Below are 421 nucleotides of genomic sequence, written 5' to 3' on the forward strand. Positions count from 1 at the left end.
GCAAAAGCTTGCGCGAATGGTTGGCAACATGGAAAAGCTTGCGCGAATGGTTGGCAACATCGCCATGGATGCTCTTGTGGGCAGTGTTCCTGTCTTCGGTGATCTGTTCGATATTTATTTCAAATCGCACCGCCGTAATGTCGATATGATCATCCAGCACTTTGGCATCCATGGCGACGAGTTGCGGCGGAAGCGCAAATAAGCCTCGACGATGGCCCGAAAAAACCTGGCTGCGGTTCTGGAATCGCAGTCGAGGTGTACCGTTTCCTCATCGGTGGTCGAGACCACGTCTTTCAGCCTGTGCGCATTGTTGGCTGTCGCCTTAGGGCGGGTAGGCTCAACTAAGATCCTTGAGTGCCGGATAGAGGCCGCCCCGGCGGACGGAGTCGTCCCTGTTTCGCCGGGTCAGCCGGCTTTCCTG

At 56.1% G+C, this 421-nt stretch carries 1 protein-coding gene; it reads left to right on the plus strand.

What is annotated here, in order from left to right:
* On the plus strand, window positions 1-202 hold a 202-nt coding region (locus AB4Z23_RS28695), incomplete at its 5' end, for a DUF4112 domain-containing protein (RefSeq protein ID WP_441361337.1).
* Window positions 203-421: the final 219 nt, after the last annotated feature.

It is taken from the genome of Agrobacterium sp. MCAB5, from assembly GCF_052114365.1.
In the GTDB taxonomy this organism is placed as follows: Bacteria; Pseudomonadota; Alphaproteobacteria; order Rhizobiales; family Rhizobiaceae; genus Agrobacterium; species Agrobacterium tumefaciens.